19 protein-coding genes and 4 pseudogenes are annotated in these 24,822 nt (G+C 59.5%); 8 read left to right on the top strand and 15 right to left on the bottom strand.

Annotated features, from left to right (window positions below):
* Nucleotides 1-18 precede the first annotated feature (18 nt).
* Entirely contained in the window at nucleotides 19-2,616 is a 2,598-nt protein-coding gene (locus ACYG9Y_RS11220; RefSeq protein WP_050593255.1) for a WD40 repeat domain-containing protein, read from the bottom strand.
* Nucleotides 2,522-4,204 carry an nSTAND1 domain-containing NTPase gene (locus tag ACYG9Y_RS11215; protein WP_352608017.1) on the bottom strand — a complete coding sequence of 561 codons (1,683 nt, stop codon included), beginning with the start codon at nucleotides 4,202-4,204 and terminating at the stop codon, nucleotides 2,522-2,524. The genes ACYG9Y_RS11220 and ACYG9Y_RS11215 overlap by 95 nt, the downstream gene beginning before the upstream one ends.
* Nucleotides 4,205-4,415: 211 nt before the next feature.
* On the opposite strand from ACYG9Y_RS11215, the gene ACYG9Y_RS11210 reads away from it, so the two are divergent.
* From ACYG9Y_RS11210 to ACYG9Y_RS11200, 3 genes and pseudogenes are all read left to right on the top strand, one after another.
* On the top strand, nucleotides 4,416-5,246 hold the full coding sequence (locus tag ACYG9Y_RS11210; RefSeq protein ID WP_198018633.1) for a DUF1194 domain-containing protein: 831 nt from the start codon (nucleotides 4,416-4,418) through the stop codon (nucleotides 5,244-5,246).
* A 475-nt stretch (nucleotides 5,247-5,721) separates the two neighbouring features.
* Nucleotides 5,722-6,180, top strand: a pseudogene (locus ACYG9Y_RS11205) (adenylate/guanylate cyclase domain-containing protein); the annotation flags it as partial.
* A gap of 306 nt (nucleotides 6,181-6,486) precedes the next feature.
* A pseudogene (locus ACYG9Y_RS11200) lies at nucleotides 6,487-7,131 on the top strand (alpha/beta fold hydrolase); the annotation flags it as partial.
* A 198-nt stretch (nucleotides 7,132-7,329) separates the two neighbouring features.
* Here the strand turns inward: ACYG9Y_RS11200 and ACYG9Y_RS11195 are convergent.
* The 3 genes and pseudogenes from ACYG9Y_RS11195 to ACYG9Y_RS11185 form a co-directional block, all read right to left on the bottom strand.
* Nucleotides 7,330-7,590: a DUF4242 domain-containing protein gene (locus ACYG9Y_RS11195; RefSeq protein ID WP_023738806.1), complete on the bottom strand. Its 261-nt coding sequence runs from the start codon at nucleotides 7,588-7,590 to the stop codon at nucleotides 7,330-7,332.
* Nucleotides 7,591-7,642: 52 nt separating this feature from the next.
* Entirely contained in the window at nucleotides 7,643-10,759 is a 3,117-nt protein-coding gene (locus tag ACYG9Y_RS11190) for an adenylate/guanylate cyclase domain-containing protein (protein ID WP_280790904.1), read from the bottom strand.
* A gap of 325 nt (nucleotides 10,760-11,084) precedes the next feature.
* Nucleotides 11,085-11,198, bottom strand: a pseudogene (locus tag ACYG9Y_RS11185) (SAM domain-containing protein); the annotation flags it as partial.
* Nucleotides 11,199-11,445: 247 nt separating this feature from the next.
* On the opposite strand from ACYG9Y_RS11185, the gene ACYG9Y_RS11180 reads away from it, so the two are divergent.
* Nucleotides 11,446-12,819 (top strand): FAD-binding oxidoreductase, encoded by a 1,374-nt coding sequence (locus ACYG9Y_RS11180; protein WP_023738807.1) that lies wholly within the window; start codon nucleotides 11,446-11,448, stop codon nucleotides 12,817-12,819.
* A gap of 594 nt (nucleotides 12,820-13,413) precedes the next feature.
* Here ACYG9Y_RS11180 and ACYG9Y_RS11175 read toward each other — a convergent pair.
* Nucleotides 13,414-14,850, bottom strand: a complete 1,437-nt coding sequence (locus tag ACYG9Y_RS11175; protein WP_023738809.1) for a S8 family peptidase — start codon at nucleotides 14,848-14,850, stop codon at nucleotides 13,414-13,416.
* Nucleotides 14,851-15,036: 186 nt separating this feature from the next.
* Between ACYG9Y_RS11175 and ACYG9Y_RS11170 the strand changes: the two genes are divergently transcribed.
* The gene (locus ACYG9Y_RS11170; protein ID WP_023738810.1) at nucleotides 15,037-15,354 is read left to right on the top strand and encodes a hypothetical protein; all 318 of its coding nucleotides are present in this window, start codon (nucleotides 15,037-15,039) and stop codon (nucleotides 15,352-15,354) included.
* 26 nt (nucleotides 15,355-15,380) lie between these two features.
* Here the strand turns inward: ACYG9Y_RS11170 and ACYG9Y_RS11165 are convergent, their stop codons facing one another.
* Nucleotides 15,381-17,087, bottom strand: coding sequence for a tetratricopeptide repeat protein (locus ACYG9Y_RS11165; RefSeq protein ID WP_156929788.1), 1,707 nt, complete (start codon nucleotides 17,085-17,087; stop codon nucleotides 15,381-15,383).
* Between the two features lie 192 nt (nucleotides 17,088-17,279).
* Between ACYG9Y_RS11165 and ACYG9Y_RS11160 the strand changes: the two genes are divergently transcribed.
* Nucleotides 17,280-18,470 (top strand): YcaO-like family protein, encoded by a 1,191-nt coding sequence (locus ACYG9Y_RS11160; RefSeq protein ID WP_198018634.1) that lies wholly within the window; start codon nucleotides 17,280-17,282, stop codon nucleotides 18,468-18,470.
* A gap of 919 nt (nucleotides 18,471-19,389) precedes the next feature.
* Here the strand turns inward: ACYG9Y_RS11160 and ACYG9Y_RS11155 are convergent.
* The 3 genes from ACYG9Y_RS11155 to ACYG9Y_RS11145 all read right to left on the bottom strand — a co-directional run bounded on the left by ACYG9Y_RS11155 (nucleotide 19,390) and on the right by ACYG9Y_RS11145 (nucleotide 21,005).
* Nucleotides 19,390-19,584, bottom strand: a complete 195-nt coding sequence (locus ACYG9Y_RS11155; RefSeq protein WP_023738814.1) for a hypothetical protein — start codon at nucleotides 19,582-19,584, stop codon at nucleotides 19,390-19,392.
* 668 nt (nucleotides 19,585-20,252) lie between these two features.
* A complete protein-coding gene (locus ACYG9Y_RS11150; protein WP_031253412.1) occupies nucleotides 20,253-20,498 on the bottom strand; it encodes a helix-turn-helix domain-containing protein in 246 nt (81 codons plus the stop codon).
* Between the two features lie 270 nt (nucleotides 20,499-20,768).
* The gene (locus tag ACYG9Y_RS11145) at nucleotides 20,769-21,005 is read right to left on the bottom strand and encodes a helix-turn-helix domain-containing protein (RefSeq protein ID WP_023738815.1); all 237 of its coding nucleotides are present in this window, start codon (nucleotides 21,003-21,005) and stop codon (nucleotides 20,769-20,771) included.
* A gap of 133 nt (nucleotides 21,006-21,138) precedes the next feature.
* Here ACYG9Y_RS11145 and ACYG9Y_RS11140 point away from each other — a divergent pair.
* Nucleotides 21,139-21,399, top strand: a pseudogene (locus ACYG9Y_RS11140) (helix-turn-helix domain-containing protein); the annotation flags it as partial.
* Here ACYG9Y_RS11140 and ACYG9Y_RS11135 read toward each other — a convergent pair.
* From ACYG9Y_RS11135 to ACYG9Y_RS11125, 3 genes are read right to left on the bottom strand one after another with little or no spacing between them, the layout of a single operon-like run.
* On the bottom strand, nucleotides 21,375-21,695 hold the full coding sequence (locus tag ACYG9Y_RS11135) for a site-specific integrase (protein ID WP_280790907.1): 321 nt from the start codon (nucleotides 21,693-21,695) through the stop codon (nucleotides 21,375-21,377). The pseudogene ACYG9Y_RS11140 and the gene ACYG9Y_RS11135 sit on opposite strands and share 25 nt — an antisense overlap.
* On the bottom strand, nucleotides 21,584-22,192 hold the full coding sequence (locus ACYG9Y_RS11130; protein ID WP_280790908.1) for a tyrosine-type recombinase/integrase: 609 nt from the start codon (nucleotides 22,190-22,192) through the stop codon (nucleotides 21,584-21,586). Before ACYG9Y_RS11130 ends, ACYG9Y_RS11135 begins: the two co-directional genes overlap by 112 nt.
* Nucleotides 22,193-22,218: 26 nt before the next feature.
* A complete protein-coding gene (locus ACYG9Y_RS11125; protein WP_245260425.1) occupies nucleotides 22,219-22,596 on the bottom strand; it encodes a hypothetical protein in 378 nt (125 codons plus the stop codon).
* Between the two features lie 127 nt (nucleotides 22,597-22,723).
* Between ACYG9Y_RS11125 and dusA the strand changes: the two genes are divergently transcribed.
* Nucleotides 22,724-23,716 (top strand): tRNA dihydrouridine(20/20a) synthase DusA, encoded by a 993-nt coding sequence (gene dusA / locus ACYG9Y_RS11120; protein WP_031253413.1) that lies wholly within the window; start codon nucleotides 22,724-22,726, stop codon nucleotides 23,714-23,716.
* Between the two features lie 5 nt (nucleotides 23,717-23,721).
* On the opposite strand, the gene ACYG9Y_RS11115 is transcribed toward dusA, so the two are convergent.
* The gene (locus tag ACYG9Y_RS11115; protein WP_023738817.1) at nucleotides 23,722-24,426 is read right to left on the bottom strand and encodes a TIGR02281 family clan AA aspartic protease; all 705 of its coding nucleotides are present in this window, start codon (nucleotides 24,424-24,426) and stop codon (nucleotides 23,722-23,724) included.
* A 13-nt stretch (nucleotides 24,427-24,439) separates the two neighbouring features.
* Complete coding sequence (locus tag ACYG9Y_RS11110) at nucleotides 24,440-24,673, bottom strand: DUF1289 domain-containing protein (RefSeq protein ID WP_023824914.1); 234 nt, start codon at nucleotides 24,671-24,673, stop codon at nucleotides 24,440-24,442.
* Nucleotides 24,674-24,822 lie beyond the last annotated feature (149 nt).

Here is a 24,822-nt window from a genome sequence, read left to right as displayed (position 1 = left end):
AGTCTGACCGTTGTCGCCTCAGCCCGGACAGGTGCCGTTTGCAGGGACTTCAGGAAGGAAGAAGCTTCGCCGCTCGCAAGGGGTCAGTTCGCGAGGGACGGTACGCCGGGCGAATTCAATAAGCTCGTTGGGTGTCTGGAAGACGCGAACGATGCTGACTCTTTGTTCGCCGGAAACAATCGCGACATGGGTGCCGTCGGAACTGAAAGCTGCGCGTGTAAAGCCCCGTAGAAAGGTTGCTTCGTCCTGGCTCCCAAGGACGGCAATCTGGCGCCCCGATTGCGCCGCCCACAACCGCACCGTTCGATCTTCGGTCGACGCGGTCACGACATACAGGCCATTGGGGCTGAACTCGGCGCTGTCGAGCGCGCCGCTGTGGCCCCTGAGAACCCTTTCCGGATCGCCTGCGACGCTCCAGATCCGGGCGGTTCCATCGCGTGAAGCAGTCAGCAGCGACTGGCTGTCGGGACTGAAGGCGACTACCGTCACCGCGCCGGTATGTCCCTCCAGCGTTCTAACGCTTGTCCCGGTGGTCGACCAAATTCGGGCCGTGTGGTCGAGTGAGCCCGTGGCGAGGAGCTGCCCGTCAGGGTTGAAGGCCCCTGCCGTGATGCGATCCTGATGCCCCACAAGAGCACGTAGTTCGGCTCCGCTCGTCGTCAGGAGGTGTCCCACATTGTCTTCCCTGGCCGAGAGGATCCGACGTCCGTCAGGGCTAAGAATGGTTTGCGGCAGATTGATGCTTGTATGGATGACAGCCAGTTTGGCGCCGGTCATCGCGTCCCACAGTTGGGCGGTGCCGTTGATCCATGCGCAAACAAGCGATTTGCCATCGCGACCAAACTGGATCTTGATCAGTCCGGCATCTGATCGGAACTGGGCGGTCTCGTGTCCCGTGGCCACGTCAAAAATTCGGACCGCGCCCTCTAGAGACGCCGTGGCGACGCGCCTCCCATCTGGGCTGAACGAGGCGTTTTGAATGATCTCGTGCGTGTCGAGGCGGATTATCTCGCGCCGGCTCACGACATTCCACAGGTGCGCTGCGCTGTCGCCTCCGCCGGTCAGCAGGTGGACCTTGTCGGGACTGAAGACCGCGAAAGTGGGGCGATATTCATGTGAGAGCGCCGTCGTCAGGGCACCGTCGACATCCCACAGCCGAGCGGTGCCATCGTGTGAAGCAGTGAGAAGAATGTTGCTGTCAACCGGGCTGAATTCCAGATGCTCAACCAAAGATTCATGACCGGCGATGGTCGGGACCAACGAGGCGCGTTCAACGTCCCAGACGCGGATCGGCCCATCGATCGAGGCGGTCGCAAGGAAGCGGTCGTCCGGGGTGAAAGCACCGTTCATCTCCACATCGCGTTCATCTGTGCCGATGTCAGGTTTCAACCCTGAAACCTCCTGGCCGAGCTCATCATCCGGCGTTCCCAACGCTCCATCCCAAATCCGGGCAGTGCCATCCAGTGATATGGTGGCGATCTGCTGACCCCCGTGGCTGAAAATCACGCCGTTCAATTGAGTGTCGCTCTTGCTGCCGGCCAACTTTGCGATCTCCGTTCCTTTCGACAAATCGAAAAGACTGGAAGTGTCGCGGTGTGAATGCCAACCCCACGGGCCGGCCACCATCCGGCTTCCGTCCGGGCTGAACGCCAAGGTGTAGGGCCAGGAGGTCACTCGGATCGACCGCGTCAGCACGCCGTCTGCGGTATTCCAGATCGAAATAAAATGCTTGCCTGCCGTCGCGAAGCTGCGGCCGTCTGAACTGAAAGCAGCACGCGTATATGCGTCGCTGCTTACACCTAGGACTTTCTTTCCGGTCCAAGCATCCCAGAGCGTTGCATCGCTGTTCTCTCCCGCCGTCAGCACCCGGGTGCCATCCGGGCTGAAGATTGCCGTCGGGTAATTGCCTACCGGCCGCAGGATGTAGAGCTGCTCTCCCGAGACGGCGTCCCAGAGACGTGCCGTGCCGTCCCTCGCGGCCGTCAGGATACGGCTCCCGTCGGGGCTGAATTCGGCCCTCTCCACGGGCCCTTCATGACCTTTTAGAATTGCAGTTTCGGCACCGCTGGAGATGTCCCAGACTGCTGCAGTCTTGTCATAGGATGTGGTGACGATGCGATCACCTGTAGGACTGAATGCCGCATGCGCCACACTGGCGCCAGGGCGGAGGGTTTTGATCTGCCGGTGCGCCAGCAGCGCCTTGAAGAGAGCTGCCTCCGCCTCAAAGAGATATGGCCGCTCGGGTTGCTCTTTCGAGGGTAGCGCCTCAAGCGCCAACCGGATCGCAGCCTCGGTGTTGCCCGCCGCGGCGGACCGCTCCGAGAGGAACGAGAGCGAAAGGAACTGATTGCGCAGCGCCTGATCGCGTTGGCCTCTTGCTTCCTCCCGCGCTTTGAACGCGACCAGTGCGCCTGCACCCGCCATAAGAGCGAGCATTATTGCCACGATAGCGGCGTTCCGCGTCCGTCGGGCAAGCCGGTTTGCTGCGGCAGCCGCGAGGCTCCGGCGCTCGGCCTCGCGCTCAAGGCGCTCGCGTTTTGCCTCTTGGGCGGCCTCGATCAGCGCGAAGCGGCAATGATCCGGGGTCGGCAGTTGCTGCCGCCTGCAGCACGTCATCGAGCCGCCCCAACTCGGCGCTCTCCTCGAAGCGGAGCCCGGCCACGACCGCAGGTTCGCGGATCATCTGCGCGATCTCTGGGCCGGTTGGTGGCAGAAGTTCGTAGCTGGCGAGGCCGTCCTTGAGCGCCGAGAAACCTTGGACCTCACCGCAGCGGTGAAAGAAATCCGAACGGATCGCCGCTATCACCCACACCAGTCCGCTCGCGGCCAGCACCGCCATGAACCGCACAAGGGCCTCGCGCATCGCCGGCTGCTTCTCCGTCGTGAACAGCTCCTCAAGTTGATCGATGACCACAAGCAGTCTGACCTGCGAGCGGGCCGGCCCGGCGGCCCTGCGAAGTGCCTGTCGGACCATCGCCAGGGCTCGATCCGGCGTGCTCCTGCAGAGTCGAGCAAACTCCGCGGCTGTTGCTTCTGAGGACAGCTCCGGCACTGCGGCGCTGTGAAGCAGCGCCGCAGCCAACACAGCGAATGCATCCGGTCCTTCGGAGAGGCGGATCAGGCAGCGGCGCCACAAGGATATGCCTGCCACGGCTCCAGGTCGCGTCAATGACGGCAGCAGGCCAGCGGACAGGAGGGAAGACTTGCCACAACCGCTCATTCCGTAGATGAGCAGGAATGCCGTGCCGCTTGCTGCCTGCTGCTCCAGTCTGGCAGTGCAGGCGGCAATCGCCCGCGCTCGGCCGAAGAATAGATAGGCATCTTCGAATTCGAAGGCATCGAGACCGCGAAATGGCGACCTGACCGGTTCCTCGGACGCAAGACATACGCGGTAGATGCGCAAGGCACGAGCGACATCCTTCAGTTTGTGCTCGCCGAGATCGATGAATTCCAGCGAGAGGTGGTCCTGAGCCTGGGAGCGGACTGCTTCCGTGATGCAAATCCCGCCGGGGCGTGACAAGGTTTGAAGATAAGCTGCGACCTCGACGGCCTCGCCCCTGAGGTGCTCGCCCTCGGCGACGACGTAACCGAGGTCAACGCCGATGCGGAAGCGCAGCCGCTTTGTCTCGGGAACCTCGCAGTTCCGTCTATCGACCTCATACTGGATCTCGTTCGCACACCGCAACGCCTCGACAGGGCCAGCAAACTCCGCAAGGACTGTCTCATCGACGCTCGCGAAGACATGACCGGCATGTTCTATCAGCAGCCGATCAAGGACCTTCCTGTAGGCCGGGGTAGGTGCAGCAATGCTCCGCTCATCCTGGCCTGCCGGCCGGACCCCGGCGGCCAATTCTGCCGCCAGAATTGTAATCATTCTTGGTCGGGCATTTGAGGGAAGGACCAACCTGTAACCGCGCCTCGGCACTGTCTGCACGACGGCTTGGCGACTGTCGTTGAGCGCCGCACGGATCTCGTGAATGCATTGGACCAGGCTGTCATCGGTGACGGCTAGCCCGTTCCAGACCGCCTTCATCAGCTCATCCTTGGTGATGACTCGATCAGCGTTCTCCAGAAGGTGGCGAAGTACCGCGAAGGTCTGGTGGCGAACTGCGATTGTCCTGTTGAACTGGTCGCGCAAGGTCTCCCTGCTCACGTCGGCGGTCACGCCGTTGAGTACGAACGTTGTAGGCGGCGAGCTATTCAAGCCGGTTCCCCTCAAGCACGAAGCCGCAGTCCCATACTAGCACGGTTTCGCGCTGCGAAGACTGATCATCATCCAGCCCGTGCGGGGAGCTCGGATTTCGGCGAATGATCGTAAGCCGTTCGTGACTTGGCAAATGCCCCGGACCGACAATTCCACACTCCATTGTCGATGAGAGAGGTTCGCTATGGACTGCTTAGTGCGGATTGGAAACATGGGTGCAAGACCAGCGCTGCGGCTAGCGGGCGCCTTCTTGCTCACCCTGTTCTTCGCGACAGCGCCACAGGCTCACTCGACGGACCGTCCCGCGGGCGGCCTGGCCGAAGTCGATTTGCAATTGATCCTTGCCGTGGACGTCTCGCCGTCGATGAGCAGAATTGAGCAAAAAGTGCAGCGCGACGGCTATGTTGATGCTTTCCGCCACGCGGATGTCGCGATGGCAATCAAGGCGGGAGACCTGGGAAGAATTGCAGTGCTCTATCTGGAGTGGGCGGGGCCAAGTCAGCAAACCGTCATCGTGCCGTGGACAATTGTGGAAAGCCGCGAGGATGCTCTGACTTTGGCGGACAGGCTCGCTGCTCTGTCGTTGACTGAAGGCCGGGGAACGTCGATTTCTGGCGCGTTGCAGGCCGCGAATGGGCTGTTCGCGAAGAGCGGCTTGCGCAGCCCGCGCCGTGTTATTGATGTATCCGGCGACGGACCGAACAATGCCGGAGCACTCATTGACCCCATCCGGCAGTTTCTTCTCGCGGAAGGTGTGACGATCAACGGGCTGCCTATCACACTACCCCGCATTGGCGAGGCCGACGGGTTTGCGCGGTACGACCCCTCCAGGCTGCAATCATATTTCGAGCGCTGCGTCATCGGCGGACCGGACGCATTTGCGATCGGCGTCACCGACGCCGCAATGTTCGTCACCGCAGTCCGTCGAAAGCTGGTTCGCGAAATCTCCATGAACATGGATCAGGTAATCTACGCCGCGTACACCGAGCGTTCCGGCCCCACGGTCGATTGCAACATGATCGGTCAGTTGCCAGGCCGATGAGGCTCGGCAATGTGGTGCCAGCAACGGCTAGCTTCGCGCATCGCTGCCGACAATCAAACAGAGCAGGTAGCATTAACAGCGACGAACGCCGTCAAAGGCCGAAGGGCTGCTTGTCGACAACTTCGTTCCGAAACCGGAAGGGCAAGTTCCGGCCCCAACGCTGACGGCACCCGAAACCCTTCAGCATCTTGGTCATTCGGAGCCAATTCGCTGTTGCCCGATAGCGGACATGACTTGGAGGGAGCTTTTGGTCATGGGTGCGCTATGCAACTGGCGCGCCTTCCCAAGATTAGAGAGCGAGCGACTGGCCATCAGTGGTTGGAGCACGGGGACGCTGTATGCGATCCGGCTGCGCGAACACGACTGATGAAGAGCCTCCAGTGCCGAAACCGAGATGCAAACTGAAAGCGCGTTCGCTCGCAAGGCAGTATTCGTGTAAGGATTTGGTATTAGCTCCCTCTCTCGGAAAGGGTCCATGGAACGTCGCCTCGCCGCCCTGCTAATGGCTGACGTCGTCGGTTACAGCAGGCTCATGGAAGACGATGAATCTGGGACGCTTGCTGCATTGACAGAACGGCGCGCTTCTATTCTCGCGCCGACCGTCATCGCTCATGGCGGGCGTGTCGTGAAACTTATGGGCGATGGAATGCTGATCGAGTTCGGCAGTGCCATAAACGCCGTTGCAGCGGCAGTAGACGTGCAGCGAGAAATGGCGGCCGCGAATGCATTGGCGTCGGAGAAACAACGCATCGATTTGCGGATCGGCATCAATCTTGGTGACGTGATTGGCCAGGGAACTGACGTCTTTGGCGAAGGTGTCAACATAGCTGCGCGGCTAGAGGCCCTAGCCGACCCCGGCGGTATCTGCGTTTCCGGCAAAATTCACGACGAGGTGCGCAATAAGGTCGCCTGTCAATTCGAGGAGATGGGCGAGCAGAAACTGAAGAACATCTCGACGCCCGTACGAGCCTTCCGCTTAATGGACGCGGATCCTCTACAGTCATCACCTGCGCAGCAACCGCGAACGCTTCGATCGTCGCACACGCCCCCCTCGCTCGCAGTTCTTCCGTTCACAAACATGAGCAGCGATCTCGAACAGCGATATTTCAGTGATGGGCTTACTGAAGACATCATTACAGAATTGGCGCGGTTCCGTGACCTGCATGTGATCGCACGCAACTCGTCCTTCCGTTATCGGGGAGGTGACATCGACATAGTCCGGGTCGGCCGAGAACTTATTGCCGATGGTTCTGGCTGGCGCGGGGTCTATGACGAACTCACCCAACGCGGCTATCGCGTCACGATCGTCCAGAACCCATTGACGTCACTGGAGGATGATGTCGCTTCAACCAAGCGTGTTCTTGATCGTCAGGATGGCCCGACCGTTCTCGTTGGGCACTTCTGGGGCGGCACCGTCATCGCGGAAGCAGGGGTCAATCCCAAGGTCGCGGGCTGGTCTACGTTTCTGCGCTTTCGCCAGATGCCGGGGAGACAACTGGTCAGCAGTACGAAGGTTTTGCACCTGCTGCCGGGTTTGTTGTCGAAACCACCGATAATGGCTTCGGCTTCGTGAAGCCGGAGAATTTCAAGTCCGGTTTCGCTCATGACGTTAGTGACCAAGACGTCGCCTTCATGCGGGACTCGCAGGTCCCGATAAACATGTCGGCCTTCGGCACGAAGCTCAACAACGCGGCTTGGCGTCGAAGCCAAGCTGGGCTGTAATCGCCACAGAAGACAAAGCATTCGACTAGGCCATGCTGCTTCACCTGGCGCATCGCATCGGCGCCAAGGTGACCACAGTGTCGGCAAGCCATGCGCTCTTTATGACTCAGCCTAAGTGATTGCGGATACGATAGACCAAGCGGCGCAGACCATCTCGAAATGAGCGGGTTCGGCAGTTGATGCGGGTAGCATCGGGGCAGGCGACTATTGTGCGCTGCCCCGATGAATGGCGCAATGGCTGCTCAGCGGTCATAGCATCATCCCAAAAGCAGACATCCGAGTGACAGGCGAGACGGCCCGTTTGCGACGGACGGGCCAACTTGGAAATTCGTCGCCATTTGGCTGCTTGCGGCCTATTGCGCTAAGCGAACATATTGGGCCCAATCTCGCCACTGATCTCAATGATCACATCAGCGGGCAGGTTGTTTCGTCGGGCTGCGGCCCGAATGGCTTCAGGGTTAGCCGCTTCGTAAAGGCAATAGGTCTTTTTCCTGTCGGCGCTGAGGAAGGAGATGATCCACTGGACGCCTTCCTCGTCATTGATCAAATTGACATTTTCGACCGAGTCCTTTGAAAGGTTAAGCTGTTCGGCAAAATCTCGTTCGATGACGTAGCGTGGCATGAGAAGGCTCCTTCTGAACCGTGTTGATGCCGGCGAAGCACGACCGAGCCCCTTAATGCAGGGTCGGTTGCAACCTCTTCTTCAAACGGACCATATCCAGTTCGACCGCAGTTGCCGAGGCTTGCTCCGATAGTGAGATTGCTCTCTCGATCGCTTTCTTGCTACCGATTTTCATAAGCAGGCTCGCATATTCGGCCTGTGCATGCGCGAGCCACGGTCTTGAACTGCTGGCTGCGTTCATCTCGAGTGCATGCTCGAAGTGCGCGGCGGCCTTCTCGAAGTCACCTAGCGAGGCGGACAACATTCCTAGATAGCGGCTCGCTGCTCCAAAGCAGACAGTTGCGACTCCCGCCATGATGGTCATATCCTTGTAGGCGATCATAAGGTCGTAGATCGTTTGCGCCGCCTCTGTGTCGCCGAGGCTGATCGCGACTTCCGACATGAACGAGAGGGACGTGCTTCGCTTCGCATCTAGCGGCATTGCGAAACCGGTGCGAGCCAGCTCCCTCAGCCTACGCTGCGCTGCGTCCCGATAGCCCAAATCACATGCAACCAACGCAAAACCTGGCAACCAGGTGGTTTCATCGGGGTTCTCTTGGATCAAACGCTTCATGACCGGTGCGACCTCCGACAGGCGGCTCTGTTCACGTCGGATCGCGAACATCTGCATGCCGTAGACGCCCTCGACTTCCGCGCCATGCGTCTGTCTACCCATGCTTAGTGCTTCTCCTGCAAGTGCCTCAGCCGTCGTGAAACGTCCCTCAAGAATAGCCATCATGGCCCGGGCATGCCGAGCCATCCAAAGGAGGTGGAGCCGCTGGCGTAGCGTTCCGAGCTCTTCCAATCCATCGATCGCTAGATCGGCTCGAGTACGATTGCCCAATTCGGTGGAGACGTAAACGTCGAGTATTAGGGCTCGGCCCCGCATGTCGTCGTCGTTGATCTCAGCCGAGAGGCGCTTTATTTCGTCTATGCGAGTAGTCCGATCGGTTGCCTCCGCGGCAGACTTGACTGTCGTCGGGGTTAGGAAAGGCAAGACAGAGAGTTCCAAGAGCGAAGGCTTGTCATCAAGCTGCCGAGCCAGATTGACGCCCTCCTTATGGTATTTCGCGCTGTTCTTAGCGTCGCCAAGGTACGCATATGCGCGCGCAAGGCGGGTGAGAAGCTGGCAGCGCGATTTCTGATCGTCGTGGTCGATTTTGCCCATCGCTTCCCTGAGTAGCTGGAGCGATTCGGCGAGCGGCTTCGAGGAAAGGAACTGGGCGGCATCAAAACCGAGTGCAGAGCGGATGAAGGCCTTGGTATCGCTAGCCTCGCGAGCCAGTCGCGCGGTCAGCTCGTATTTTGCAACGGAGTCCGACAACCGGCCTGCGGCGCTCAGTGCTTCGCAGAGTTTTAGGGTCGCCTCGAGCACATCTTTTTGCTGAGCCCGTCCTTTCGGCAAGTGCTCCGCTATAGCAAGAGCGTTCTGAAAATGGTCGACCGCCTCGTAGTTGGCTGATCGCCCCAGCGCGCGTTCGCCGGCCATCATCCAGTACGGGAGGGCAAGCTCATTTTGCTGTCCCCTGACGTAGTGCTGGGCAATGAGCTCGGGCTGCGTGACGACGAGATCGGGATATCCGTCGATGAGGACCCTGGCTATCGCTTCATGATAGTGGCGGCGCCGCCGACTGAGAAGCGACTGGTAAGCTGTATCCTGGATGAGCGCATGGCGGAAAACGAGCGCGTCCTGCAGAACGCCTCCAGTCACGACGAGTTGGGTGGACATGAGCTGATGCAACGCGTCGTCGAGACCCTTATCTTCGAGTCCGGCAACTTTCGAGAGTAGGCCACGATCGAATTCCCTGCCTATCACAGAGGCAATTTGTGCGACTTCCTTGGCCGTCGCTGTCAAACGATCGAGTCGCGCCATAAGGGAGCCCTGCAGACTATCTGGGATCTCGACGTTGAGCGACGCCGCCTTTCCGCTCTCCATGATTGAGCGCGTCAGCTCCTCGACAAACAATGGTACACCGTCTGTTCGCTCGGCAATTCGGTCGGCAAGCTGGTCGGGAATATCCGCGAGCATCGATTCAATCAGCTCTCGCATCTGTTGCTTCGTCAGGCGCCCAATGGCGAGCGTCGTCACCTGAGCCAGTCCGGTTGCCCACCCGGCGGTCCATTCCGGTCGGTGCGTCACAACGACAAGGACGGCCGCACCATGCACGCGGTTCACAACTTCTGTGAGAAATTCATTAGTCGACGGATCGATCCAGTGCGCATCCTCGACGACAAAGAGCACCGGCGCAATCTTCGCAGCGAGCAGAACGCGGTTCGCCAATGTGTGGACGCTGAGTTCCTTACGATGTTGGGCGGAGAGATCGAGCGGTTTGAAGGCGCCGCCGAGGTCGAGCGAGAGCAACTCGGCGTAGATCGGTCCGACCTCCGAGGGATGTTCCCCGTAACGTTGAACAATCGCGCGAAATTTTTCATCGCGCATGGCTTCGCTGTCGGCGGATGAAAAGCCTGCAAGCCGGCTTAGGCGTTGGATGATGGGGTAGAAGGCTGAGGTGATGTGATAGGGGGAGCACTGCAGCCGGATTAGCTCATGATGGCTCTCATAAAGCCGTTCCTCGAGCGCATCCACGAGGCGCGACTTCCCGATGCCCGCTTCTCCCGACACGAAAACCGCCTGGCCTTGGCCGGCTTCGGCCAACTCCCAGCGCTCGAGAAGAATGCCGATTTCGCTGGTTCGGCCGACGAACTTCGACAAAGCGCGATCGTGCGCTGCGTCGAACCGGCTTTCCACCTCCCGCTCGCCACGAACCGCGAATAGGGCAATAGGCGATTTGAAGCCTTTCAACTCCTGCTCACCGAGGCTCTCGATCTCGAAGGACTGCCCGGCGAGCCGACGCGTGCTGTCGGCAACGACGATCTGACCGGGAGCGGCAGCGCTTTGCAGGCGCGCCGCGAGATTGGGTGTGTCCCCTGCGATTGAGGCGCGCTCGTTCACGCTGCTGCCCGCAATGTCGCCGACCACCACGTGGCCCGATGCGATGCCAATACGCGCCTTCAGTTGCTCGCCGTCGGGCGATTGGATGGCCTCGACTGCGGCGAGGGCCTGGAGGCCAGCCCGAATGGAACTGCTCTGCGTGATCCTCGTAAGCCATCGGCCACCCGAAATAGGCAAGCACGCCGTCTCCTAGATATTTGGCGACATAGCCGCCAAAGCGGGTGATTGCGCCAGCGACGCTGTCCTGATAGCGGCGTGTGAGCTCGTGCATGTCTTCCGGGTCGAGCTGCGCCGATAGCGCCGTCGAGCCGACCAGATCACAGAACAGCACGCTGAGGAGCCGCCGGTCGGCAGCTGGTTCTTGCGGCACTTCGGTGGTCTGAGCTTCCGGCCTACCGACTGGAACCGAGGCAAGACGAGCTCCGTTGGGGTGAGGCTGTCCAAGTCCATCGATCGCGGCCAGAATGATCTTCCGGTGCCCGAGCGAGACTCCAAGCTCCTGGAGATCGGCGTCCGTGATATGGGGAAGCGCTCGAAGGTCGACGTCGTTTTCGAGGAACGCCTGCAGGTACTTGCCGAGACCGAGGTGGCTCAGCCAATCCTCAATTGTTTGCATCGAGCTTTCTCATGCGGCACCGCGATCCAAACTAGCGCGAATCTCGTGGCGGCACCACCTTTCAGATCGGGAGATCGAGACGAGCAGCCGGCCAAAACTCCTCGATGGCCAGAACGGTCCGCGAAGGAGGCGCGGGATATCAATTTCGGTTGGACCACGCGTGGCTTTCGGCGCAAGATAAAAGTCGGGAAATTGAGCGCCGCGGGTGAAGCTCGAAACTCTCGGGTGGCCTTCCTTGGAGGCTGGAATGGATAGGACGCAAATTGCGGAATTTGCACAGAGTCTGCGGGGCCAAGTCATCGGCGTCGGCGACGTCGGCTATGACGATGCCCGCAAGCTATACAATGGTATGATCGACAAGCGGCCGCTGATTATTGCCCGGTGCGCCGATGCCGGAGACGTCATGGCCGCAGTGAACTTCGGACGTGATAGGCGACTTCCGATTGCAATCCGCGGGGGTGGTCACAATGGACCGGGGTTCGGCAGCGTCGACGATGGCCTCGTGATCGACCTCTCGACTATGAAAGGCGTCCGAGTCGATCCAAGGAACCGCACGGTGCGGGTCGGACCCGGCTGCACGACTGGCGAAGTTGACCATGCTACCCACGCCTTCGGCCAGGCAGTCCCCTTCGGGATCATTTCGACCACTGGGGTCGCCGGCCTGACACTGAGCGGCGGCCACGGCTACCTCAGCCGGCAATATGGCCTGGCAGTAGACAACCTCATCGAAGCCGATGTGGTGTTGGCCGACGGGAGTTTCATGACCGCCAGCGAAGCCGAGAATGCAGATCTCTTGTGGGCGCTTCGCGGCGGCGGAGGAAACTTCGGTGTAGTGACCAGTTTCCTGTTTCGCACGCACCCAGCGAAAATGCTCTATGGCGGACCGATCATCTTCGATGTTGGCGATGCCGCTGAGGTGATGCGCTGGTATCGGGATTTCCAGGCGAAAGCTCCGGAGGATTTCTACATCTTCCTCGGACTGCAATCGGTCCCTGGCGGCGCTCCTTTCCCACCGGAGCACTGGAACAAACAGATGTGTGTCCTCGTTGTCGCGCATAACGGCGAGGGCGGCGAAGTGGCCGTCAACGCCATCCGCGCGGCTCTCCCCAAGCCGCTGATCGACTGGGCCGGCCCGATCCCCTACACGGCGTTGCAGACCTTGTTCGACGCGCTCTATCCGGCCGGGCTGCAATGGTATTGGAAGGGCGATTTTGTCCGAGAGCTGCCAGATGTCGCCATCGACGCCCATCTCCTACATGCAAGCAAGGCAAGCCCGGGTTCGTGCATGCATCTTTACCCGGTCGATGGCGCGGTGCATCGCCGGGGCAAAGCGGACAGCGCCTGGAACGCCCGCGATGTGACCTGGTCCATGGTGATCGCCGGGATAGATCCCGATCCGGGCATGGCGCCGGCCCTCAAGAAGTGGGCCACCGACTACTGGCAGGCTGTTCATCCGTTTGACCTAGGCGGCGCCTATCCCAATTTCATGATGGATGATGAAGGCGATGAGCGTATTCAGGCGAGCTACGGCGACAATTATCCGCGCCTCGCGGCCTTAAAGGGGAAGTTCGACCCTGCCAACCTTTTCCGCGTCAACCAAAACATCCGTCCCGCCATATAGATTCAGTAGAGGTGGTCCGTCCATACCGGGTCTAAGGCGGTCAATGTGCAAAGTCCGCTTTGCGCCCCATGTCGGCCGTTGAAGTGAGCTCTGCCGACGCCTGAAAGCGGACGTTGACGGTGACCAGGCTGGAGGTCGCGGTTGCGCCACGCGTCGCGTTGAGTTCGGCCCTCGGAAAATCAGTCCTGCACCCCTGAAGTGGACATTCGAGGGTCACCTCGCGCTGTGGAACACCCTCGACAAACGTGTGGAGCGGGCCTAGCATGGGCTCATCGGACGGAGACCGGCAATGCTCAGTCGGCGCGACTTATTCTCACGGTTTCTTCGGGGTCTCGGAGCCATATCGGTTAGCAATTTCGGGGCGGTTGCTTCCGCACTCGCCAGCTCGCGACCCCGGTTGCGCGTTGGAGCTGCCCTCCAGGCACCTGTGTCGTGGGCCGAGGACTGCTCATTCGTCATCGGCGTTCGGTCGAGCTTGCAAAATTTGGATAATCCGATGTCGCCAAACAATGTGCGGACCGCACTCTGCCCGTTGTGCAACAGCTATGTCCACATCACTGCGACCGAGGCGACACGCGTCCCGTTACCAACAGCTTAGGGCTTCGTAGCGATTGGATCTTGCCTGGCAACGCTGTAGTCACTCGGCTTGTCGCTCCCCGGAAGCTTGCCAGGAACAAGCGCAGACGGATCGAAAAGGGCGCTCTTGTCGGGCTTTGGAATTCCGTACACCAGCAAGCCCGAAACGTGTGCAGCTGCAAATGAGGTTCCCGAGCAAACGTTTGTCTGGCCATTCGGGTTTGCGACGTTGCCCGGCCATAGCGATCGGATCTTTACGCCGGGCGCAGCGAAATCAGGCGGTCCTATCTGGATGCCACTAGTCATGTCGATGTTGCCGTTTCCATAAGCGGAAAAGTTCCAGAACACGTCGGTCTTCCTCACCGCAGAAACGGTGATTACTGCTCCAGTCGGAGTGCCCGTGGAAGGAAACCGGTATCCGCCAGCACGAGCGGGAGAGATGGTCTGCACGTATCCCGAACCGCCAATGACGTCCGTATTTCCGGCAGCAACCGAAATAAAAAGCTGCTTGTTTTGCGCAAGGTCCCGCAGAAGGTCTTCAACCTTCGATTCCGGACTGGGCTCTGTCGTTCCAGACGCTGCCCCAGGTACATACAGCGGATTGTAATAGGCTCCAAAGCTCACGTTCACAACATCGCCTGCGGCGGCGTATGTCTTGACATACTGAAGGGCCGTAAGCGCATTGCTCAACAGGTCGACCGGATATGATGCGGTAAATATTCGCAGCGCGCGTATCCTGATCCCCGGAGCCACTCCAATCAGTTCTAGATTGTTTCCTTTTTTTGCGCCGATTATCCCGGCCACCATGGTTCCGTGTCCGATTGGATCGGCGGGCGTTTCGGAAACGCAACTCCCCGTGCAAAGTCGCTGCTCGACGATCTGCAATTCGTTGGCGATATCTGACCCAGGGCCGATGCCGCTGTCGACAATCCAAACGGTTTTCGTCAGCGCGCTCGCATCCACAGGACTGGGGTTGACCCGCTTGATGTTCCTAGGGAGAGACTCCGTAGTGGAGATGGCTTTTTGATCGTCTTCGTCCCCGCACTCGAAGCCCATGCCGAAAATCAGCGAATTTGAGCTGATCTCGCCTACTTCGAGGATCTTCTCTTCAGCCACCCGAGCGCGGGCGGTCGCGGCTGATACGGGAAGTGTGAGCGCGCTGAGCGAATGCAGATTGCCTACGTTATCGGAGAAATACTTTTCGCCTCCGTTTTGATCGATGAAGGCTTCCCCAAGAATTGTTCGCGCTATCTGGTTGACGTCAGCCTCAGTGTAATCCTTTCCGCGTTTGAGCCATATGATTGACGTGTTGTCAGCCTTGGCCTGCATCTCGGAAATCACGGTGCCAGGAATAGGCTCCAACGGGGTCGCGCCAGATGACTCCTCACCCGCGTTCGCAAGCGGCGCGTTTGCAAGGATCAGGCTTGCGACGAACAGAGTCGGTAAGCAGCGCATGCCAAACCCCCACCGGGCCGATTGCCCAAGTCGCCAATTCGCAATAGAGTAATTTGAAAAGGTGGGCGTGGCAATAATGTCTCACCGTCCTTCCCCGATTTCTCAAGCGGCGGCTTGGGGGACATTTCAGCGGGGTGCTCGTTTGACGGGCTCATGGTGTCTGCCGGTTACAGATAGGGGGATTTGATGGCACGGGCGAGGGCAAAGCGTAATCGGCAGCAGACGGAAATCGCGCAGGCCATAATCGCGGAGTGGTTTCGAGTGCTGCCGGAAAGTTCCGGGTCCATCGGAGCCATGGACGAGTACTCACTCACTGCGGCCTTTAATGACATCCTTGACAGGCCCGCACTGGCCATAATCGATGATCCGACCGTCGTGAAGATAGTCGTGCCGCTGCCCCCGGCAGGCATTGCAACGCGTGACCAACTCAGGGACTACCTTGCACGCAATCAGGATTTCGTTGCCGGAATGAGCGCGGCAGCCCTCTTCGGCTGCGGTCGATGAGCGCGGATACCCTGTGAGGCCGGCTTCTAACTGGGAAGGCCAGCCTTCTCCATGTCTCTCGCGAACGCGGCCAGCAGGGCTTCATCCGCAAATGGCCTGCCGTGCGACCACTCCGTCACCGTGAATTTCGGGTCCAGGTCCAGCACACGGCTCGCCGCCCGAAGCGCTTCACTGACCTTGTCCTGACGCATCAACGCGACCGTTAAAGCAAGCCACGCTCTAACGTAACCGGGATGCGATGCGACCACCTCGCGGCAAATCAGTTCAGCCTCTTTGGCTCTCCCCACCGCCAGATTGGAGAGTGCAAGATTGGCCGATATCCAAGGCGAGACATGGTGGCTCAGCGAAGCCGCGCGATTATAGGCCCGAATGGCGGCAGGGTAGTTGCCGAGCAGATCCATGAGCGCGCCCTGGTATCCTACGATTTCTGGACTGTGACCCGCGACCGCGACGGCATCATCCATGGCCCGCTGCGCCTCCTGAGGCTTCCGTTGAAGAAATCGCAAGAATGCCAGCAGAGCCAGCACGTCCGAATGGCCGGCGTCAATGCGCGAGGCACGCTCGTATAGAAGTTCGGCCTCGTGGATCGCTTTCTCGTCGTTCTCTGCCCAGCCCAGACGCACCTCGTCGAGATAGCAGAACCCGAAAGCTACCAGGGCGCACAGGTAGGTGGGATCCATGGCCAGTGCACTGGAATAGAATTCCTTCGCCCGCCGATGCCCCTCCCGTGTGTATCGGCGCTCCTCGTCATGACCTCGCTGAAAGGTCTCCCACGCCAAACCACTGCGTGTTCCACGCTTCCAAATCTGCGCCTGTTCCCCGTCGGTCAGCGCCAATTGCAAAGCAGATACGACTTCCGAGGCAATCTGGTCCTGGGCGTCGAAGCTGTCGCGAAGATCGTAGTCGTATCGCTCGGCCCAGATGGTCGCGCCGTCAGACACCGAAATCAGCCGAGGCATGATCCGGAGATGCTGGCCGCGCGCGCTGATGCTCGATCGCAAGACATAATGGGGCTTGCCTCGCGCCACGGCGGTCGTGTCTCGAACCGAGATCGAATTGGTGAGCCGCGCCAAGACAAGATGAATCTCATCTTGCAGAGATGACGCGACGAACCGCGCCGATTGCGAGTCGTCTTGCGGCTCAAACGGTTGAATTTCAACAATCGGCTTTACAATATTCTCTCTATATTGCTGAATGTCCCCTACAAAGTCGGAGCGATATTCATCCGGTTTAGAGCTTACAACACAATATACGTGAACGCTCTCGCTAATATTCTTCAGGCGCTTAGAGCCAATACTTTCGGTAACGACCGAAAACCCATCAGGAAATCGCCGGACGACATCGTCGGACATAAGTATCTGGCCGGGCGCCGCTACTCCCTGAATGCGGGACGCAACGTTGACTGCATGTCCATAGATGTCGCCATCGATTTCAAAAACCTCTCCGAACGCAATTCCAACCCGCCAGCGACTATCTTGCAGCCTATTTTCGAGAAGCGCTGATTGTGCTGCTATGCTAGCAACCGCTGCGTCCGAAGCAGACTCGAAAGCTGCCAGGACGAAGTCACCCGGAGTCGAAACTATCCGTCCGCCATTTGCCTTCAGCGCCTTCACAAACGCGTTGCGCGACGTGACGAGATTACGGACGCCCGTCTCGGGGTTCCGGAAGACGGACTCGCTGTATCCGACCATGTCACCGGCCAGGATGAAGAGTTTTTTCCGCGTCTCGGCCACGATCGTACCGGACGAGGCGGCCTCGCCAGATACTATCGTTTGCACGTCAGCCCGAATTGTTGATTATGTTGCACCGCAGAAGTCATCCTACCTACAAATCGGCGTATTAGCCAGTTGGAATGCAGCGTCGGCCTGCCCGGGACATCGCAGGCGAAGCTCCACATGAGGTCGCGAAAGGCGCTGAGGTTCCCTTTGATCACGTTCGCCAGCCCGCCTGCAGTACTGCCGCTGCCCACGGAATGTCCCTTTCACGTCGCCGCCGCCGTATTGGCACCGGACCACACCGGCCGCCGACGCCTGGTTTCTGGGCGCGCCCGAACCGCAGACGAGGCCTTCAGTCGGACGGTGATGGAAGGCATCGAGCGCAGCAGTGCCGTATATACCGGTCGCGAACAGGTCGTGGTGGCCACCTTCGATGAGATGGAAGGTTCGGCAATAGATCCTCGGGATCTTTTGAAGTATTCGCCCCGACAGTTGGCCCATGCGGAGGTTTGGAACTCCAGCGCTGATCGAGACCAATGGATACCCTGGCCTTTCAACACTGGGCGAGCGATATCATGGTTGGAGATCGAGCATGTCTCAACAGGAAATCGAGGATATGCGCCGGCAGCGTCTTGTCTGCTTTCATACCCGAATTGTTACGATTTCGGATTTTGCTTGGCAGACAGTTCGGGGCTTGCCGCTGGCCTAAATAGAGAAGAGGCGACGCTACGTGCCGTTCTCGAGCTTGTTGAACGCGATGCGGTGTCCATATGGTGGTATAATCGCCTTAAATTGCCGGAAGTCACGATACCGCAAAGTCAGGAAGAGTTGGTGAGGTTGTTTCGTAGCTGGTTGCGGACACTTCATCGGAAGCTTCATTTGATTGACCTAACCAATGATCTTGAGATCCCGGTTGTCGCCGCGCTGGCATATGGCGAGGATGGCAAAGGATTCTGGTTTGGTTCCGCTGCTGGCCCGGATCTGCATCAGGCCATTGAGGGTGCTCTGGGCGAGGTCTGCCAGTTCATGCTTTCCGCCAGTTTCGCACGGCCGATGTCTGCCGCCAGGCAGGCCATCCCACCGAATTTCGTCGCTTGGGCTGCTGCCGCGTCGTTGCGACGAAACAGCCATTTGACGCCCTCAGGTCGGCTTGACCATCGCCGTGAGCACGCCGGGCCGGAGGACGTTCTCGGCAAACTCAGGTCAAAGGCCGTTGACCTGTTCGTTGTGTGCTTGTCCCGCGACGATGCGCCAACCGTCGTCCGCGTCCTCGCACCTGCGCTTCGCCCTATCTGGCCCCGATACGCCAAGGGCCGGCTGTTCGAAGTTCCGGTAGCCATGGGCGCGCGCAAGAGTCCTATTTCAGAATCGGACCTTAATCCGACCGCTATTTTGTACTGACCTCAGCCCGCGTTGTCGAGGAGTTCACCGGCGTTGGACAGGTCGCGCACCGCAAAAGTTCAGCCAAGCGGCTTTATCCTCGCGACTCTTGGAGTGTGTGCCGCTGTAGTGAAACGCGCAGAACTAGCCATTTCCCTACGGCTGGGTAGCGTCCGGCTCCGGGCGGCGTTCCCTTCGTTCATCAAGGAACAGCTTGGTGTGCTCATCCCGCTCAAGAGGCGTTGTCCCGTGCTCTTGAGAGAACTTTCCAAACTCCTTGCGCAGGTCGGCAAGGTCCAAAGCCCAAAGATGCGCACTGCTACCGGGGTGCGACATCGCGTTCACCAATCCGCCCATTCTCTCGGAACTAAGTTGACTTGGCGGTTGAGCCTTCAAGATGGCGTTGCGAGATATTTTGATCGCTTGCTAATATGGCTATATCTTAAGCACCGCGGGGCCTCATATCTTCCCGCAGTGGCCGGTGCGGTGAAGTCCCACAAGCATGCCCAACCTGCACCGGCCATTCCCTAAGGCCGGGTATGGTATTCTCGCGTCAATCTTTTTCAGGAGCTCCCGGGAAGCCACTAGGGCGCGCCGTGTTTTGGCGATGGTCGCTTGTAGGGAGTAGAGTTCGTTCTCCGAGCGACGCTGAAGCGGGATTTTCAATCACAAAGATGGTCCTGAATCATACCGTTCGGGCGGCTGGGTCTGTCAACGATGTTATCGCCTCAGCCTAGCAAGAACAAAATGAGAACAACGGCCTTGACGAGAGAGGAAAATGTTCCTTATTTCAGCATCTTGAGCAGCAAAGGACCATGGCTCGGCGTCAATCGCGCTGGCCGGCAACGCTATGGTGAAAACAGCTGAAGACAATTTTCGAATCGACGTCTGGGATCGCGAGGAGCAGGCTTTGTCAGAAACCATTTCCTGTTCTCCCGATTCAACCGTGAGCCAGGCAGCCTGGCAGGCCGCCATCCGACGCCGGCCGGGCATGTTGCTGATCCACTACAACAGTCGGCATGTGATGGAGAAAATCTTGACACCAGGCGAGGTCAAGATCCCATTGCAGGCCATCATCGATGGCAGCGTTCACGCTGCCCTGGATGTGGCGCTCGGCGATCTTCGCGAGTGGCATGTGCTGCGGGCCTGGTGCAGATCCTGTTCGCACCATGCAACGGTAAAGCCTGCCGGCCTCATTGAACGCTATGGAAAAGGCGCTCTATTGAGTTCGGTCGAGCGAGCGCTCTTTTGCACAAGTTGTGACAGGGGAGGGCCAGAGGAAGCCCATCAAAGGAAGCTCCTCGCCATTCACGAATTCTCCGCGGAATTCAGAACGGCCTCCCCGCACGAAAGAGTGCGCCGTTCTGCGCGTATTTCTTCTGCCTACCTTAAAGGTTCGCGACAAGGTCGTGTTCGCGCAAGGTGGCCGACCAGCGACACGGCTTTATCGCACTGGGCGCCAACCCCGTCGCGTGCGAGGGCACGCTTAGCTCTAAGGACAAGTTCAATTCCGATAGAATCAGGGAAAAACAGACAGGCTTATAATTTGGGGCAAAATGGCCACCGAAGAGGACGCTCAACGCGAACGCATCAGGCAGTCTGAACGCACTGTCGACAACTTGAAACGCCTTTGTGCCGAAAGCCACCGGACACAAGTCAACTTGTACCAATGTTCACGATATGTGCCTCAAAAAGGTTGCGTAATTGGGAACAGCAGCTCGTCCTACCTGAACCACCATGGTGGCACCTGGCGCAATGCGGCAAAGTCGGCGCCAGTATAGGGTGAGCGCTCTTCCGTGTTCGCTATTGCCGTCTCGCCAAGCGCAGGCCAGCGCCGCCGCCGTTTTCAGGAATGAACTCGATGCCCGCCTTTTCAAGGGCACCACGGATCGCGTTTCGATTTGCTATGGTGATCGGAGGCACGCCATCCGCAGCTTCTGCGCGCCTAACCGTCGCCACTCCCACGCTAGCTGTATCGGCCAAATCTTCGGCACTCCAACGTATCAAGGCTCGCGCTGCTCTGATCTGGGCGCCCGTAATTTCTTTCATATCATCTGGTTTCGAGTTGATCACTTATGACTCACATGATATGAAATTAATCATCTAAGCTTTTTGCCGCCAAAGTTCATAGGGCAGGGGCTCACGTATGGACTTGGTTGAGACGTGCGTCGGTGGTCATCCCCGCCAGACTACAACCAGGCTTAGGGAACTCGGAATCATGGCTGATTCCGACAATACCACGACTTTGCCTCTCGTCACCCAAGAGGGTCCACTTGGCAATTACAGTTGCGAGAACAGGTATTTCCGTCAATGGGACATTCAAGCCAGAGGATCTAAGAGCCGTACACCTTCACCCTTTTGACCAGCAGATAAGAATTCGACACCTGCTTTTGTGAGAGCCGCCTCAATGGCCTGCAAAGTGCTGATCCGGGAATCTACCTTGCCGTTTTCCAACCTGGTCAGCGCATTCAGCGACACAATTGCCTTGTCAGCAAGCTCCTGCTGCGACCAACCAAGCAAAGCCCTTGCGGCTCGAATCTGTCGTGGACTGACCATGAGTTGACAATCGGCAGGCCGATTTTGTTTGCCACCTATAGGGTTATTTTACGCCCTATAAGGTATATTTAATGGCGACCATACTTTCGAATCGGGCCGGGCTAAGACCGGCGCGTATGCGACAGACTCTCTAATGGAACATCGAAAGGCCTTGTTGAAACCGCAACGCTCCGTGCTCTTTCGGACGGAGCCGAAGCCAAAGATCGACAGTGACCCTCATCCCGCCGATCAGCATGTCGGCAGGCAGATTGCGACCGTCCGCGTCCAGTCGGACGTATCGCAGGCCCAACTTGCCCGATCCATAGGCATCAGCTTCCAGCAGCTCCAGAAATACGAGAACGCGAGGAACCGCGTGAGCGCGTCGATGCTCTACGAGATCGCCAGCTCGCTCGACGTTCCTGTCGGCCGCTTCTTCGAAGGCCTGCCGGGAAACGATGAGACCCGCGTCGAGGCGCGGTACCTGCCGGTCGATGAGCGCCTGATTTCATTGCCAGCGCAGAGGGTCGGCGCCTTCCGCAACTCCGTATGTGGCGGTGTCTGTTGAAGCCTCGCCGCGATCACATGAAGTTGCTCCGGCCTCAAGTGGGTATAGCGGCGGAGCATCTTCCAATCCTTGTGCCCGGTGACCATGGCGACCTGCTCGATGCTGAAGCCAGCTTCAAACAGGCGGCTTGTGCCTTCGTGACGCAGGTCTTGGAAGTGCAGGTCCTCGACCTTAAGTTCATGACAGGCACGTCGGAAGCGGTTCCGGCCGACTTCCCATTGTAGGGGAAGATGCGTCCCTTTCCCTCAGTGGAGAAACGCTGCTCTTCGAGGATCGCGCGGGCGTCGTAACCACTCACATCGAGGAGCGGGATACGCATGTGATTGCCCTTTTTGTGGCGTGGGTCCTTGCGATCTCGTATCAGCAGGGTGTTGTTGCGGTCGTTCAGGTCCTCCCACGTGGCGTTGCAGATTTCCCCGAGCCGCATGGCGGTGGCGATCGCAAAGCGGATGATCTTGTCGACGGGGATAATCTGGAAGTTGTTTTCTCTGAAGTACCTGATCAGGGCCTCTATCTCGCCAAGTGTCGGCCGCCGATCGCGTTCGTTGCCCTTGCCAACAAGACCCAAGCGGGCGAGGGCGACACGACCAAGTTCCACCGGGTCCGCTGAATAAGGCAGTCCATGCACAGCCGCGCCGTGCACCAGCAATGTCCGGATGTATCCGATGTCTATTCAACGGTGACAGGTCCGGCGCCTTCCTCGGCTCGTTCCTTGCCGAACTTTATGACCTGTTCGCGACTGAGATCCGCGATGTTGAGCCTTCCGAGCCTGGCTCGTAGCAGGTCCAGGCTGAATGCCTTCGAACGCCCGATCAACTTGCCAACTTCCGTCATATCGGCGATATGCAGGTCGATCAGGTCGGAGACCGTTTTGATCCCGTCCTTGTGCTTGGGAGCAGGCTTCTGACCCAGGTCGATTTCTCGCTCAATTCGGCGCGCCCACATCTCGGCGTCCTTGCGGAGCGAGAAGCTGGTGCTGAGGGAGTGGCCCTTGCAGCGAACCTGCACACGCCACTTGCCGGAAGCCAACTTGTTGATGGACGCCATGGGTGGTCTCTTTTTCGTGCACGCTGTGTGCACAGGGAGGGGTACAAGATGCGAAAACTGACGGATATCGTGTCGTACAACGGCGAACGTGTGCACGTTTTGAGGCCCTGAAAATACGAGAAAAAGCGTGATAAATCAACCCCATAGGATTTCCGTTGCACCCATGATGGACTGGACCGACCGGCATTGCCGGTTCTTCCACCGCCAGTTGACGCAGCGTGCGCTGCTCTACACCGAAATGGTGGTGGCGGACGCCGTGATCCATGGCGCGCGCGAGCGGCTGCTTGGTTTTGACGAGATCGAACATCCGGTGGCACTGCAGCTCGGTGGCTCCGATCCGCAAAAGCTGGCCGAGGCGGCGCGCATCGGCGAGGGCTTCGGTTACGACGAAATCAATCTCAATGTCGGCTGTCCGTCCGACCGCGTCCAGTCCGGCACGTTCGGCGCCTGCCTGATGAAAGTGCCTGACCTCGTCGCCAATTGTGTGGCGGCGATGAAGGCGGCGGTGAAAATCCCGGTGACGGTTAAATGCCGCATCGGCGTCGACGAGCAGGATCCGGAGCCCGCGCTCGACGCGCTGGCCGACGGCGTCTTCGCGGCCGGCGCCGACGCGCTGTGGGTGCATGCGCGCAAGGCCTGGCTGGAGGGGCTGAGCCCGAAGGAAAATCGCGACATCCCGCCGCTCGACTATGACAGGGTCTATCGCCTCAAGGCGGGAAAATCGAACAAATTCATCGGCATCAATGGCGGCGTTCAATCGCTCGAAGAGGCGGCTCGCCACCTCGATCATGTCGATGGCGCCATGCTTGGCCGCGCCGCCTACCACACGCCAGGCATCCTGGCCGGCATCGACGCGGCATTCTACGGCGGCAAGGCCGGCACCTACGATTTTGCCGCGCTGATCGACGCGGAGGCCGACTATGCGGCGCGGCATATCGAGCAGGGCGGGCGGCTCGGCCACGTCACTCGCCACATGGTCGGGCTGTTCCACGGCCTGCCCGGCGCGCGCCGCTTCCGGCAGATACTGTCCACCGACGCGACGAAACCCGGCGCCGGACCGGATGTGCTGAAGGCAGCGTTCGCTGCCGTCGATTTCGACCGTGTTGAAAAGGCCGCTTAAGCAGTTCAGTCGCGCAGAATCATCCGGTCGCCGCGCACGTCGAAACCCGACAGGGAACCGATGAAGTTCATGCCGAGCAGGCTCTGGCTGAGCGCGCCGGGCGCGGCGACCATCACCTGCATGTTCTTGCGCACGATGCCGCCGATCGCCAGTTCGTCGGTGCGCACCGAAGCGGCGCGTGCCATGCCATTGGCGGTCGAGACCGGGACGGTGAAGCTCAGCGCTGCCGGATTGAAGCCGGCCGCCTGCGCGTCTTCGGCGGTGAGCACTGTACTGGTCGCGCCGGTATCGACGACGGTGCGGATCGGCGCGCCGTTGATCGTGATGCGGGCCTCGAAATGGCCGCTGTCGGCCTTGTCCAGGGTCACGGTGGCATGGCCGTCCTCGACGCCGAGCGCCAGCGGGCTGCCGGGAACGAGGCCCGCCGTCACCCGGCTGGCGAAATCCTGCAACTCGTAGCGGTACTGGTAGCCGGCGACGAGCGCCAGCACGATCAGGGCCCACGTGCCGAGATTGCGGGCCATGACGCCGAGCGGCCTGCCGGACCGGACAAGGCCGGCGCTGACCAGCAAGCCGATCGCCCCCAGCCAGACCAGACGGCTGAAATCGTAATTCTCGATGCCGAACGTGCTGCCGGCGTCGTTGTTGATCATAAGCAGCACCAGCCCGAGGCCGATTGCCGCCATCACCATCCAGAACAGTCGGTTCATTGGACCTGCCGTTTCAAGAGAGGACGTCGCGCTCGCGCGCCATGCGGCTGCGGCGTGTTTCCCGGCGCGGCCGGCGCTCGACCGTTTCCAATCGGGCCGGCAACTCGGCCATGACGCTGCGGCGTACCTCCGGCGTCATCCCCATCCAGGCGCCGATTTCATCGCGCGTGCGGCCACAGCCGAAGCAGAAGCCGGTTTTCATGTCGATCGAACAGACCAGGATGCACGGGGATTCGATGGCCGTCATGACTTTCTCTTGAAGGTTCCGTCCGGAATCCCTCGTTCCATCTCCACATGGTGCAACGGCAAAGCCAATGCAAGCCCTTCGGAATGCGGCGCGGGCAACCGCTTTCGCGCCAATGTCGAGGGGAGTTGTGCCGGCCGGGCAAGGCGGTT

Source organism: Mesorhizobium sp. W050 (genome assembly GCF_054719535.1).
Note: the sequence above shows the minus strand (reverse complement) of the source record. Positions and strands in the feature narration are given on the sequence as shown.